The organism is Bradyrhizobium sp. USDA 4503 (assembly GCF_054055815.1).
This window is the reverse complement of sequence record NZ_JBSRXS010000001.1, coordinates 2295981-2309293: the sequence shown is the minus strand read 5'-3', so window position 1 is coordinate 2309293 and position 13313 is coordinate 2295981. Positions and strand designations below refer to the sequence as shown.

Here is a 13313-nt window from a genome sequence, read left to right as displayed (position 1 = left end):
CGTCGCGGAAATCGGCTCGAACTCCCATGATGTTAGGACAATCGGAGCGATCCTTAGGTTCAAATCGGCTGCTGATCAGTCGCAGCGTTGCGCCGGGCTCTGAGACGCTCGGCAAGGTGAAAGCGTGCATCGCGCCGATACTCCTCGGTCGAGGCCCAGTTCGGCGAAACCCAGCTGGTCCATCCAAGGCGTCCGCTCTGCCCGAGCTTCATCGGGACAACCGCTCCCGCCGGAATGGCAAGTTCCACCTCCCACTCGAGTTCGTCGCCGATGTAGAAGTAGACGGCGTCAGCCAGGGGCTCGGACAGGTTCGGCGCTTCGGTGGGCAGGAACTGCTCGTATTGAGCAAAATCCTTCACGAACACGCGAACCCTGATCTTGTCTTCGACGCTGAACACACGCGAGCCCAGGAGCGCGTCGTGACCAAGCTTGGCGTGCGTCCCGCCGAGCCGGCTGCAATGGCTTGGGTCGAATGGGAGCCACGTGCCGACGAACTCGTCGATCTCGACCCTGACATCGAACAGCCCTTGCAGCAGCCGCGCCAGTCGTGATGCGGATTTCGCTCTCGGTGAAACCAGCCCGGCGAAGCTCAGCTTCGCCATGTCAGGCACGGTATCCCGATTGGCAAAAATATCGGAGCCGAGGCCGGCGAAGGAGCCGACATAAGCGATGAAGCGGTCGTCGGATGGCCGATCATGCTGGGCGATCGGCCGTGCGTCTGCCCAGGCTCGAAAGAACAACTGCAGAAAGCGTCCGTTCAGCAGGTCGAGAAAACGGGGGAAAGCGTCGTCCCGCATCAACTGCCAGCCGACGCTCTCATCGGTGGTAGCCAGCGGCAGCGCGCCCTGCGGTCCGAGCAGGCCGAGGAATTTGACCAGAATTTTGAGCCTGCCATCACGATCGTCGACCGAGCTCAGATTGGAGGCGGGAAATTCCAGATAGGGGGTTTGACCGAGGTCGACAAACTCCTCGCGACGCGCTGCATTGTCGCCGATCCGCGGTCGATCCGGATTGCATCGCTCGAGCTGGCGGAGCGTCTGAAAGAAATCGAACCGCCAGGGCTCGGCCTTCATCTGGTCGATCAGCGTCACAGCGGCCTCCGGGTGCCCATGCGGGCCGGCCAACGCATGATCTCGCCGCGCTCCGGGGTCGAGATGACGGTCTGGGTGAAGGTGTTGAAGCCTGAATAGTCGGCGAAGAAGCGTTCCAGCACAGCTCCGAGCAGGAACACGCCGCTGCCCTCGAATGCCTTCTCGTCAAGCGTGACCGTGATCTCCAGGCCGCGCGCCGCGCCGCTGCCGGTACGCTCACGCACCCGCCGCACCACGGGCCTGCTCTCGACGCTGCGCACGCCACGAATCTTTCGCTCCGTCGCGTCGTCGAACTGGTCGGCGAACAATGACAGCATCTCCCGCAGTGCTCCGGCGTTCTTGCCGCCGCTGCGTTCCACGAGGCCGAGATAGTTCAAACTCAGCATGTTGATCAGGCGCCAGCTGACGACGCCGCTATTGGCGATTTCGCTGCGGCTGCGCAACTGCGCCACCACCGGCTCGCGTGGTCGGGTGGGGCCGGCGATGCACATCAGCTCGAGCGAGGTGTCGTCCAGCAGGCGAAAGTCGGCTCCGCCCTGGCCGACCGGCAGATGTTCCGTGAGATGCCGGTTGGAGCACAGCGCGCGGACGCTCAGCTCGGCGGCGGATCCGTCGCCGCTCGGGTCGCCGGGCTCGAGCAGCGAGAGGAACATGTCCGTCCCGGTATAGTCCGAGGCCGCGCCATAGGTCTTCTCTTCGACGGTGCGCCGCCGCGGCAGCCGACGAACCGTGTAATAAAGTCCCTCGACCGATCCGGCCGTCCTGTCGACGGCGGCGGAGTACAGCGGACGCACGCGCCGCTTGTCCTTTTCCGCCGGAAAGTGCGCGTAAACCTCCAGCACCTGGTGCGGCTCGTATTCGAGGTAGCGGCTTCGGTCGGGCACCACGTGGTATTCGTAGGTGTTCGACTTGATCGGGATGCGATCACTGGTCTTTTCGAACAGGTTGATCGCCGGGGCGGTGTAGAGACTGAACGTATCCGCCCGGACCGAGGCGGCGAGACGCGAGTTGTGTTCATCGAACGCGAAGACGATATCGATGGATTTGCTGCGTAACCGCGGCATCACAGCGCGAAGTTGCGTCAGATTGACGCCGAGGAACTTGCGCGGAAACACGAAATATTCCCGCAACAACTCCGACCCGCGAAAGACCCGGTTGTCGTTCGGAAACAGGGATTCGTTCTCGCTGAAGCCGACTTGCTGCACACAGTCGTTCGGAGCCCGGATGACGACCGGATCGCCGAAATCGTCGAGATAGCGAAAATAGAGCCCGACGCAGTTCGAGGTCAGTTGTTCGTAAAGTGCGATGGCGTCCGACTCGGCGCCGGTCAGATAGATGGGCAGTTCGCTGGTGCGGCAACCAGCGAACCAGGTCTCCGGCTTGTTGCGAGTCTCCGCGTCCGCCGGCTCCTCGTCGAGCCGCGCGGCGGTACGGTGTGTCAAGGAGACCCTGAGCCCGGCGATGACCTCTCCGCCGACTGGAATCCCGAGGGCCTGCAACGCGCCCGCGGTCGCAAAATATTCGGCGCCGGTGACGTCAAAAGGCCAAAGCACGATATCGCGGCAAAGCCGGAACCGGCAGGCGAGGCTGCGTTCCCTTTCGCGATAGTTCGCGTCGAAATAGGCGCCCCGCGCAATCTTCTTGCCGTCGCGCAACGCCGGATCGGCGTAGGTCGGCTGAATCTTGACCAGCATGGCGGACGGAGTCGGCGCGAGATAATTCGGAACCAACTGCTCAAGCAGGTTCGCGGTGAATTCCGGAAACTCGTGCTTGAGCTTGAGCTGGACACGCGCGGCGAGAAATGCAGCGCCCTCCAGCAGGCCTGAGATCATCGGATCCGAGCGGTCGCGGACCAGACCGCCGAGGCGCTCGGCGATACCAGGATATTCCTCGGCAAAACCCTCCGCGTGCTCGTACAGCAGCGACAGTTCACGATTGTAGAAGTCGAGGAATTCGCGGTTCATGCTATAATCGGTTGATCTGTATATCGCCGCTGTCGAGGTCGACGTCTGCGACGAATTCCACGGGTACGTTGAGCGGTTCGCATTTCAGGTCGGAATGCACGACGAAGCGCAGCTTGAGCTGCTCGGCGCCCACGGAGGTGTCGCGCCGCACCCGGATGGACTTGCGATCGAGTCTCGGCTCGTAGGTCGTGAGCGACATGCGCAGGGCATCGCTGAGCTCCTCGTCGGTAACTTCGTCGATCGAGCGGTTTGCGATATCGGGGAAACCATAGTTCAGGATCGAGGTGCGGACGCAACCGCGACCGGTCAGGTCAAGCGTCGATTCGAGGGCAATGGTATTGAGGAGTGTTTCGACGTCCTGCGAAACCTCGCGCCTTAGCAGCGTCTCCGAGATCGGGAAACGACCAGCGCTGCGCCGTCCCGCTATCACTCGCTCACCGAACTGATCGCGCAGTTCGAGTGGTTTGCGGGCATCGCGCGCGTCATGCGCCGCACGAAAGGCCAGCATCAATGGCGGAGAGAGCCGGTCCTTCCTTGGCGTAATGGTCATTGACGGTCCCCGTACCTCCCGCGCCGATTGCCGCTATTGGCAACCGGCGCCGGGCAGGAAGCCTGCGATCAGGCCCATTCCTTGTTGGCCGCAACGTCCCATCCGAACACCGGAGACGCGCCGGCGCCGCCTTTTTCGGTCTGGGTCTTGTAGGTCATTTTGACCTTCTGGAAGTTCAGGCTGACGTTTTCGGTGAGGCGATCCTCGCCGTGCGATCCGCCCGTCGAGACGCTGGAAACCAGAACGTGCTTCATCTCGATCTTGAGATATTCGAGCGGGTGTTCACCGGCCTTGCGTACCGTGAGGATGGCGCTGTCGATGTGCTTTCCATTGGCGCAGACCTTGAAAAGCTCGGGTGTCGCCTTGTCCACGAAGTGCGTGAAGTGGAGGTCTTGAACCGCGACCTTGCCGGCGCCGCCGCCCGACCCGCTGTGGAACGTGCCGCTTTGGCTCTCGCCGAACGACCAGCTCAAAATGTCGATTTCGTCCTTGTGTTTGTCGTCGAGCGACTCGCCCTTGATCGGATCGAGTTTCAAAAAGATGTCGACAGCCATAGCATAGCCCTTTCAAAATTCTCTGATGAGTGACGGTTGCAATAGCGCGGCGTCAGGAGCTCGGGCCTGGCAGGCGCGAAACGAGACTGAGACCGACGTCCATCGCTTCCAGTTGAAAGTGTGGACGGAGAAAGAAGCGCGCGTTGTAATATCCCGGGTTCTCCTCGTTTGCTATGACCTCAACCTTCGCAGCGGCCAGCGGCTTGCGCGCTTTCTGAGCTTCTGACGACAAGGCCGGATTGGCATCAACGTATTCGTTGATCCAGGTCTGCAGCCAGACCGTCAGCTCATCCTTTTCCTTCATGGATCCGATCTTGTCGCGAACCATGCACTTCAGATAATGCGCAAAGCGGGATACTGCGAACATGTAGGGCAGGCGTGACGACAGGTTGTCGGACGCGGTTGCATCCACGCCCTTGTCGCCGAAATACTTCTTCGGCTTATAGAGCGACTGGGCGCCGATGAAGGCGGCCTTGTCGGTGTTCTTGCGATGGATCAGCGGGATCAGTCCCGCCTTTGCAAGCTCGTGCTCGCGACGATCGCTGATGGCGATCTCGGTCGGGCATTTCAGGTCGACGCCACCGTCGTCGGTCGGGAACGTATGCGTCGGCAGGTTGATGACCTCGCCGCCGGACTGGACGCCGCGGATGCGCGTGCACCAGCCGAACTCCTTGAAGGCGCGGTTGATGTTGACCGCCATCGCATAGGCGGCGTTGATCCAGCCGTATTTGTCACCGGTGTGCCCGTCCGTCTCCTCTTCGAAGGCGAACTCTTCCACCGGCTCCGATTTGGCGCCGTAGGGGAGGCGGCCCAGTGCGCGCGGCATGCACAGACCGAGATAGCGCGAGTCGTCCTGATCGCGCAGTCCCTTCCATGCGGCGTATTCCGGCGTGTCGAACACCTTGCCGATGTCGCGAGGGTTGGACAGTTCGGTCCACGAGTCCATTCCCATCAGCGTAGGCTCGGCGCCGCTGAAGAAGGGGGCGTGCGCGGCGCCGGCGATCTTGCTGAGATCGCGGAGCAACTGCACGTCGGTGGGTAGGTGGCTGAAATAGTAGTCGCCGATCAGGCAGCCGAACGGCTCGCCGCCCAACTGGCCAAATTCGTACTCGTAGATCTGCTTGAACAGCGGGCTCTGGTCCCAGCGCGCATCGGGATAGAGGCGCAGGTTCCGATACAGCTCGTTCTTGGAGACGTTCATCACCCGGATCTTGAGGTTGGCGTCGGTCTCGGAGTTGAAGACGAGGTAGTGGAGGCCGCGCCAGGCACTTTCGATCGCCTGGAATTCGGGCGCGTGCAGGATCTCGTTCATCTGCGCGGTCAGCTTCTGATCGATCCGCGCGATCATCTCCTCGATGGTGTCGAGCACGTCCGACTTGATGACGCTCGTATCTTTCAGCGCTTCCTGAACGAGCGTGGACACCGCGTTCTCGACTTCGGTCGCCGCACGTTCGGTGCGCGGCTTGAAGCTTTGCTTCAGCAGGGCGGCGAACTCGTCAGCCTCGACGGTCCCGACCTTGGCGGTGGTCTCTTTGTGGATTGCTTCTTTTGCCATGGTCCCCATTCCTTCCCTTAGCTGTTGCTGTCGGATTCGGTGGACTGGCCGGTCGCGCGCTCGCGCAGTGCGGCCATCAGTTGAGGATCGGCGAGGAGCTTCTTCAGCTGGTCCTCGGCACCCACCTTGCCATCCATGTAGCGCAGCAGGTTGGCGAGCTGTTCACGCGCTTCGAGCAGCTTGGCCGTCGCCGGCACCTGGCGGGCGACCGCCACCGGCGTGAAGTCGGATATCTTGTTGAAGCGCAGGTTGACGGAGATCTTTTCGTCGGACCCGTCGCTGAGACGGTTGGCGACGCGCGCCGTCACGCCGGGCTGGATCGCCGCCATGCGGTTGTCGAAATTGTCCATGTCGAACTCGAGGAACTTGCGCTCCTCGACCTTCGTCTTCTCGATGCCGGGGTTGTTGCCGGAAAGATCGGACAGGACGCCCATGACGAACGGCAGTTCGATCAGCCGCTCGGCGTCGTAGGGATCTTCGTAAGTGATGTGCACGCGCGGTGCGCGGTTTCGGCGAATGAATTTTTGACCGCTGTCGGTTGCCATTGGGTTGCCCTCTTCACAAAAAATATCTGCGGAAGCCGACTTGCGCGACGCAGGCAGGGAAGTGCCTCGGTCTTTCGTCGGCGGAGCTTCCTTCCGTGCAGTTAGTCCCGTCGAACGGAAGGCGGGTTCAATTCGATTTATCGATCGCCTTCAGAGCGCCCTCCGGCAACACTTCATTCAGCAGGCTGAGGAAGTCTCGCTGCGCGAGTTCACGTGCGCGATCGACCAGGAACGGGATCGGGCTGGACGGCTCCGCGGCCCGGAAGAACGACGCGACCTTGCTCAGCAAGTCCAACGCCTGGGCTCTGTTTTCGGCTGCAAAAACAGTACCTTGAGCCTCATTTTCGGCCGCGGATGGGAGCGAGGTGGCGAATTCCGCCATGCGCTCGATCGGCAGGTCGAAGACTTTGTCGCGACCGATATTGATGGCGGCGGTTTCCACGTGGGCCGGCATCAGCATCCGCATCACTTCGATAAACGATTTGCCAACCATGTCCTGCGCCTGCCGCACCAGCAACAGCGCCGGGCTCGACGGTTCCTTCCGAGCGAAGTAGTCGGCAGCCGCCGCCAGCGCCGCGGATGCCTGTCCGGGTGACGTGACTGCGCCGGCGATTTCGATCGGAGGCTGTGGGCCGTCTTGGGCGGTCTCCTCCGGGGATGAGGCAGCTGCGGCCGGATCGCGTGCGGTCACCAGAGCTGCGAGCCAGCTGGACAAGCCGTTCGCGACGCCCGCCAGCCTGTCGAGACTGATGGGTTGCCCCGAGTTCAACTTTTCGTGCCAAACCGATTTGATGCCGGCAATCTCGGCAGCGACCGCCGAACAGCGGGCGCTCACCGCCTTGAGGGTGTCGAGATCGGTCTCGGCGACGATGCGCTCGATGGTTCCGAGATCTGGCATGTCGACATCGGCATCGCCGGCGGGAATTTCACCCTTGGCAATCTGATAGGCACGGTAGTTGAGGCTGCCGTGCCTTCGATTTTCGATCAGGGGGAGGAATTGGAGCGGGTTGATCACCGTCGGAAACACGTCGATCGCCTCGATGGTGACGGCACGAAAGGCATAGTCGCCGTCCTCGCCCCTCGGGTGAACCGCTTCCCATTGTTCGCGGAGCAGCAGGGTGGTTGCCCGCAGGCAGCCGAGGAAGCCGTCGAGATCGCGGTTCAGGATGGAAAACTTGGCGAGCAGCATGGTCAGGCGCAGATCGCGGGTGCGAGCCAACAGGGGCTGCGCAGCGGCGAACTGGCCGGCAATATCGATGGCCTTCGGGTCGAAGCGTCCGCGCTCTCCGTTCGCATTGACGACCTCGAAATACGACATCGGCAGCAGCGATTCCGCAGCTGCGAAGAAGTTCAGGTACTGGACGTCGCCGGCCGCATCGAGGTCAGGCCCGCAGGGATCGTCCGGGTCGATGGGCTGGGTCAGGGATGCGACGTCGAGCATGCAAAGAGGATCCGTCTGCGAGGCCCTGGCCCCTCGACCAGGTCCATGACATCTGGCGGATCACGCGGGGGATCATGATCCGATTGACTGGTAGGTCAGATCAACGCCGGCCTCGGTTCATTCCCGCGATGGTGGCGGTTTCCCGTGAACCAGCAAGCGCTTGGAACCGACTACATGAGTGCCGCAGTGGCTTCCCCGGGCGGGTGCGTTGCCGCGTCAGGAGAGTGACACCGAGCGGACTTGTCGGCCATCCCACCGATGGACGGCTCGGATTTAGGTTGTTCGTGCTTGACCGCCTGATGCGCCGGTTGCGCAGCTCGTGCGGTCAACGAGGGAGTTTAACGCCCACATGGGCCAGCTTACCCAGGATACCCGCCTCTGCGAGCTCAAGACCCCCCTTGGCAAGGACGTTCTGGTTTTTGCCCGGTTCGAGGCCGCCGAAGGTCTGAGCGAACTGTTCGAATATCGCATCGAGTGTCTCAGCGAGGAAGCCGATCTCGACTTCGATCGGGCCATCGGCAAGCAGTGCACCCTCACCATCAAATTGCACGAGAAGGAACGCGAGTTCAGCGGCATTCTCACGGAAGCCCAATGGCTGGGGGTGAAGAACGACTATTTCAGTTACCGGATCGTGCTGAGGCCCTGGTTGTGGCTGCTGTCGCGGACCACCGATTGCCGGATCTTTCAGGACAAGAAGGCGCCCGACATCATCAAGGAGGTCTTCAACGAGCGCGGCTTCACGGATTATGAGTCCAAGCTTACCGAAGAGGGCTCATGTCCAAAGCTCGAATACTGCGTTCAATATCGCGAGACCGATCTGGATTTCGTGTGCCGGTTGATGGAGCAGCACGGGATCTACTACTTCTTCAAGCATGAAGGCGGCAAGCACACGCTGGTGCTGGCTGACTCCAAGTCCTCGCACAGTCCAATCAACGGTCTTGCGAAGATCCCCTACATCCCGCTCACCGGCTCCGATCGTCGCGGCGAGCAGCATATTTATGAATGGGCTTCCGAGCGCCGGTTCCGCACCGGGAAGATCGAGCTCAACGATTACAACTACCAGAAGCCAAACGCGCAGATGATCAGCGACGCCAAGGGCTCCGAGCACTACACGCGATCCGAGATGGAGTTCTACGACTATCCCGGCAAGTTCAAGGAGAAATCCGACGGCGAGCGATACGCGAAGATCCAGCTCCAGGCTGAGCAGGCGATGGATCGTCGCCGCCGGGGCAACGGCGACGCCGTCAATCTGTTCCCGGGCGGACTAACCAAGCTCGAGAAGCACGCGAAAGACTCGCAGAACGTCGAATATCTCGTGGTACGGGCAGCTCACTCGTTTTCCATCGAATCCTATCGCACTGGCGGCCCCGGCGACGCCGGACAGCACGTCTACTTCGGCAGCTACGAATTTCTGCCGAGCGATCGGCCGTTTCGATCTCCCATGACGACGCCGAAGCCGAGGATCAACGGCATTCAGACAGCCAAGGTGGTGACCAAGGACGACAATTCGAGCGAGGAAATCGACGTCGAGTCGCTGGGCGAAATCTATGTTCGCTTTTTCTGGGATCGGAAGAAGAAGCGGTCGTGCCGGTTGCGCGTGGCGCAAGTCTGGTCCGGCAAGCGCTGGGGCGGTCAGATCATCCCGCGCGTCGGGCAGGAGGTGGTCGTGGAATTCCTGGAAGGGGATCCCGACCGGCCCCTGGTGATAGGGACCGTATACAACGATGAATACAAGCTGCCGTACGACCTGCCGTCCAAGAAGACGATCGCGGGTCTGAAATCCGACTCGACCAAGGGAGGAGGCGGCTACAACGAATGGAACTTCGAGGACAAGAAGGGGTCCGAGAAGATCACCCTGCACGCCGAGAAGGACTACGACGTCACGGTCCGCGACACCGAGACCAGGACCATCGGTGAGGCGGCGTTCGGCGGCGATACCCGCAAGACCACGCTCAAGAACGGCAACGACAAGCTTGATATCCAATTGGGCGGTCAGCACGTCAAGCTGGCGATGGATCAGTCCGTCGATGCGGGCCTGAGCATCACCCTTTCGGCCAACGTCAATATCACCCTGCAGGTTGGTCCAAGCCAGATCATCCTGTCTCCAGCCGGCATCGTCATCAACGCCCCAACCATCACCATGACCGCGCAGGCCGCCATGGCGCTCGCCGCCGGCGGCCCATTGGTTGCCCACGGCACGCCAACCATTGTCGGCTGACAGCCATGAATCAGGTTCGGTTCAGCACAGTCCGCGATCTCTTCGAAGCCTATCCGCTGGCGCGCTACGACGTCGGCAAAGCCGCTCCGGACAAACTGTCGTTGGATTTCCTGCAGGAGGCGGCCGATGCGGGCAACTGGCACCAGGCTGTGTCCTTCTGCGCGTATCTGCTCCCCAGGCGTGTGGCCGTCGCCTGGGGCTGTCGCTCGTTGCGGCAGATGTTCGATCATTTCGACGGCAATGAAGGCAGGTCGCTCAATTTTGCCGAAACCTGGGTCCGGCAACCGGACGAGCAATCGCGTAACAAGGCTTTGGCGGTCGGCAATGCCAACGATCTCGAGCAGCCGGCGACCTGGCTGGCGCTGGCGGCGGGTTGGTCCGGCGGAAGCGTGGTTCCCGCGGAATTTGCGCCGGTCGAAGCCAAGCCGGATCAGACGGCGCGTGCGGTTCGCGCAGCCCTTTTGATCGGCCTCTGCCGGCTTACCCGTGAGTCCAGGGACCGGATAATGACGGCCTGCCTGGAGGATGGTATTCAATTGGCACGCGGCGAACCGCGCCCTCCACGCTGATGAGACGATGTGATGGTGCTTCGCTTTAACATCGAGAACGAGCCGAACCTTCCAGACGGCGGCCCTGTGTCATTTACCGTCACCGGAAGGCGTTCGGTCGACATTGGCCGGGACCGCCATCTCGACTGGACATTGCCCGATCCGGCGCGGATGATTTCGGGCAAGCATTGCGAGGTCCATTATCGCGATGGCGGCTACTGGCTGCACGACGTCTCGACCAACGGCACCTTTCTCAATGGTGCCGACCAGCGTATGCGGGGACCGCATCGGCTGCGCAACGGCGATCGGCTCGTCATCGGCCACTATGTCATTGGCGTTTCGCTGGACCTGGATGAGCCTGCCGAGGACACTCCGAGCCATGGTGCGCAGCAGCAAGCTCCGCTCGCTCAGCAGCACGCCGATTACCACGAACTGTGGGCTCCCGGTCGCGACGTGCCGCCGCCAATCGACCCGCAGCAGTTGCGAAAACCGCGCGAGGCCGCGCGGCCCGTCAATCCGGAATTCCTGGACTGGGCAGCGAGCGTTCCTGCGGCGGGTGTGGATCCTGTCCGGTATTCGTCGCAGATGCCTCAACGCGAGCCGCCGCTGCACGACGACATGAGCTGGGCAGCCGGTCCGGTCGCCACGCCAAAACCGCCGGTCGACGTGGTGCACGCGATGCCGACGCCGCGCCGACCGTCGGTATGGGCCGACGAAGAAGCGGCTGCCCCGCCACCGCCGGTGCCCTCACCGACAGGGCATGTGGGAGCGCCGCGGCCGCAACTGGCCGAGCCGGTACCGGCCACGGCGGCGTCGATCGGCAATCCGGAGTTTGCGCGCCTGGTCGCACGTGCTGCCGGGCTGCCGGACGGTTTCTTTGCCGACAAGACCGAAGCCGAACTCGCGGAACAGCTTGGCGTCATCCTGCGCATGACCGTGGAAAACTTGATGGCCCTGCTGCAGGCGCGCACCCAGGCCAAGCAGCTGACGCGCAGCACCAGCCAAACCACCATCCAGGCCATCGAGAACAATCCGCTGAAATTCTCGCCGACCGCGGAAGACGCGATGCGTATCCTGTTCGGGCCGCCGACCCGCAGTTACCTCGATGCGCCGCATGCGTTCGCCCAGGGCTTCAAGGACCTCAAATCCCATCAATTGAAGACCTATGCGGCAATGCAGCATGCCGTCCGGGGACTAATCGCCAGCATCGATCCGACGCTGATGGCGCGCGAGCTCGAGCTTCAGCGCGGCGCACGGTCCTTGTTTGGCTCGAACAAGAGCAAGCTCTGGGATGAATTTTTGACGCGCTGGAACGCGCATCTCGGTCGCGACGAGAGCGCGCCGATCGATACCTTCATGCTGCATTTCTCCGAATATTACGACCGCGCAGACAAGTCGGGGTCAAAGTGAACTGTCGGTGACGATGCAGTCGCCGATCATTGCCGAGTGGATGTAGGAATGTCCTGGTACAGCAAAGTGTTCTGGTCGGAAGGCCTGTTCCTCCGGCCGCATCATTTGCAGCAGAACGATCGCTATCTCGAGCATCTGCTGGAAAAGCGTGTTCGTTACACGACACCGTACCCCTGGGGCTTTGCCCAGCTCGAGATCGATAACGATCTTACCCAGCAGAGCAAATTCGCCGTGCGCGGTGCGACCGGCGTCATGCCGGATGGAACGCCGTTCGATATTCCTGCCGACAGTCCGATCCCGGAAGCCATCGAAGTGCCGGATACGGCCGCAGGCCAGATCGTCTGGCTGATGATGCCGGTCGCGGCTCCCAATACGCGGGAGGTGGATGAGGATCGCACCGACAGCGCAAGTCGCTACGTTCGGACTGCCGAAACGTTTATCGATTCAACCTCGGCGCTGCGCATCGAAGAAGAGATCGACGTTGTCTATCCACGCCTGTCGTTCGAGCTGCGCAAGACGAGCAAGCCGGGATACATGGGTCTCGGCATCGCTCGCATCCTCGAAGTGCGCGACAAGAACATCCTGTTCGACGACAAGTTTGTGCCGCCGATGCTGGTCTGCGCCGCGCATCCGGTTGTCGATGGCTGGCTCAATCGAATCATCGGCTGGGTCGAGACCAAGCTCGACGAGCTTGCGCGCTACGCAGTCGATCCGTCGTCCGGCGGCGGTTTGCAGAGCGTCGACTATCTGGTGCTGCAGGTACTGAACCGGACCATTCCGGTGCTGACTCATTTCAAACGATCCGGCAGTGTACATCCGGAACGGCTCTACGAGGAATTGCTGAGGTTTGCCGGTGAGCTTGCGACCTTCGCGACCACCGAACGACGCGCGCGGGACTACCCGGCATACGATCACGACAACCTCGAATACGTCTTCACGCCGCTGGTGCGCGACATCCAGGATTTCCTGAGCGCGCGGCTGGGCAGGCGGGCGATCCGTCTGGAGATCATTGAACGCGCCCAGAACGCATTTGTATCGCCGATCCGCGATCGCGCGTTGTTCCGAAATGCGACCTTGGTGCTGGAGGTCGCCGCGCGGCGGCCTCTCGTGGAGATCCAGAATGAATTCCCGCACCTGTTCAAGGTCGGGCCCAACACGAAAATGACCGAGATCGTGCACGCAAACCTGCCGGGTTTGACCCTGGTGCATCTGCCGACGCCGCCACCGCACATCCGAGCCATCACAGACCACGTCTATTTCTATCTCGATCGCAAGTCGCCGCTGTGGCCCGAGTTCAGCACCGCGGCCTCGATCGGGATGCATTTTTCCGGCGACTGGCCGGAGCTTGAGTTGTACCTTTGGGCCATCCTGGAAGAGCGGCCATGACCGACAGGGACAAGCCGGTTAATCCTTTCGGTCGGGGTGAGCGGACCATCA

11 protein-coding genes are annotated in these 13313 nt (G+C 61.8%); 4 read left to right on the top strand and 7 right to left on the bottom strand.

All coding sequences use genetic code 11. The annotated features are described in order from the left end of the window. Positions 1-59: 59 nt before the first annotated feature. The 7 genes from tssG to ACVMIH_RS11260 form a co-directional block, all read right to left on the bottom strand. A complete protein-coding gene (tssG, locus tag ACVMIH_RS11290) occupies positions 60-1124 on the bottom strand; it encodes a type VI secretion system baseplate subunit TssG (RefSeq protein WP_316397690.1) in 1065 nt (354 codons plus the stop codon). Continuing rightward, positions 1088-3055 carry a type VI secretion system baseplate subunit TssF gene (gene tssF, locus ACVMIH_RS11285; protein ID WP_168858784.1) on the bottom strand — a complete coding sequence of 656 codons (1968 nt, stop codon included), beginning with the start codon at positions 3053-3055 and terminating at the stop codon, positions 1088-1090. The genes tssG and tssF overlap by 37 nt, the downstream gene beginning before the upstream one ends. 1 nt (position 3056) lies before the next feature. Next, complete coding sequence (gene tssE, locus ACVMIH_RS11280) at positions 3057-3605, bottom strand: type VI secretion system baseplate subunit TssE (RefSeq protein ID WP_456861708.1); 549 nt, start codon at positions 3603-3605, stop codon at positions 3057-3059. Positions 3606-3673: 68 nt separating this feature from the next. Then, positions 3674-4159 carry an Hcp family type VI secretion system effector gene (locus ACVMIH_RS11275; protein WP_016843423.1) on the bottom strand — a complete coding sequence of 162 codons (486 nt, stop codon included), beginning with the start codon at positions 4157-4159 and terminating at the stop codon, positions 3674-3676. A 52-nt stretch (positions 4160-4211) separates the two neighbouring features. Then, the gene (gene tssC, locus ACVMIH_RS11270) at positions 4212-5714 is read right to left on the bottom strand and encodes a type VI secretion system contractile sheath large subunit (protein WP_057019596.1); all 1503 of its coding nucleotides are present in this window, start codon (positions 5712-5714) and stop codon (positions 4212-4214) included. Between the two features lie 17 nt (positions 5715-5731). Next, positions 5732-6259, bottom strand: a complete 528-nt coding sequence (tssB, locus tag ACVMIH_RS11265; RefSeq protein WP_057019595.1) for a type VI secretion system contractile sheath small subunit — start codon at positions 6257-6259, stop codon at positions 5732-5734. A 127-nt stretch (positions 6260-6386) separates the two neighbouring features. Continuing rightward, positions 6387-7700 carry a type VI secretion system protein TssA gene (locus tag ACVMIH_RS11260; RefSeq protein WP_456861706.1) on the bottom strand — a complete coding sequence of 438 codons (1314 nt, stop codon included), beginning with the start codon at positions 7698-7700 and terminating at the stop codon, positions 6387-6389. Between the two features lie 349 nt (positions 7701-8049). Here ACVMIH_RS11260 and ACVMIH_RS11255 point away from each other — a divergent pair, with 349 nt between their 5' ends. The 4 genes from ACVMIH_RS11255 to tssK are packed head-to-tail and all read left to right on the top strand — an operon-like array spanning position 8050 to position 13262. Then, positions 8050-9918, top strand: coding sequence for a type VI secretion system Vgr family protein (locus ACVMIH_RS11255; protein ID WP_057019593.1), 1869 nt, complete (start codon positions 8050-8052; stop codon positions 9916-9918). A 5-nt stretch (positions 9919-9923) separates the two neighbouring features. Further along, complete coding sequence (locus tag ACVMIH_RS11250; RefSeq protein ID WP_168858787.1) at positions 9924-10487, top strand: DUF6931 family protein; 564 nt, start codon at positions 9924-9926, stop codon at positions 10485-10487. Positions 10488-10499: 12 nt separating this feature from the next. Then, positions 10500-11876, top strand: a complete 1377-nt coding sequence (tagH, locus tag ACVMIH_RS11245; RefSeq protein WP_456861704.1) for a type VI secretion system-associated FHA domain protein TagH — start codon at positions 10500-10502, stop codon at positions 11874-11876. A 48-nt stretch (positions 11877-11924) separates the two neighbouring features. Beyond that, a complete protein-coding gene (gene tssK, locus ACVMIH_RS11240; RefSeq protein WP_456861702.1) occupies positions 11925-13262 on the top strand; it encodes a type VI secretion system baseplate subunit TssK in 1338 nt (445 codons plus the stop codon). The last annotated feature ends 51 nt before the right edge of the window (positions 13263-13313 follow it).

Coding starts and splice junctions, on each gene's coding strand:
- ACVMIH_RS11275 (WP_016843423.1), bottom strand. CDS start 4,159: ATGGCTGTCGACATCTTTTTGAAACTCGATCCGATCAAGGGCGAGTCG.
- tssC (WP_057019596.1), bottom strand. CDS start 5,714: ATGGCAAAAGAAGCAATCCACAAAGAGACCACCGCCAAGGTCGGGACC.
- tagH (WP_456861704.1), top strand. CDS start 10,500: ATGGTGCTTCGCTTTAACATCGAGAACGAGCCGAACCTTCCAGACGGC.
- ACVMIH_RS11255 (WP_057019593.1), top strand. CDS start 8,050: ATGGGCCAGCTTACCCAGGATACCCGCCTCTGCGAGCTCAAGACCCCC.
- ACVMIH_RS11250 (WP_168858787.1), top strand. CDS start 9,924: ATGAATCAGGTTCGGTTCAGCACAGTCCGCGATCTCTTCGAAGCCTAT.
- ACVMIH_RS11260 (WP_456861706.1), bottom strand. CDS start 7,700: ATGCTCGACGTCGCATCCCTGACCCAGCCCATCGACCCGGACGATCCC.
- tssE (WP_456861708.1), bottom strand. CDS start 3,605: ATGACCATTACGCCAAGGAAGGACCGGCTCTCTCCGCCATTGATGCTG.
- tssF (WP_168858784.1), bottom strand. CDS start 3,055: ATGAACCGCGAATTCCTCGACTTCTACAATCGTGAACTGTCGCTGCTG.
- tssB (WP_057019595.1), bottom strand. CDS start 6,259: ATGGCAACCGACAGCGGTCAAAAATTCATTCGCCGAAACCGCGCACCG.
- tssK (WP_456861702.1), top strand. CDS start 11,925: ATGTCCTGGTACAGCAAAGTGTTCTGGTCGGAAGGCCTGTTCCTCCGG.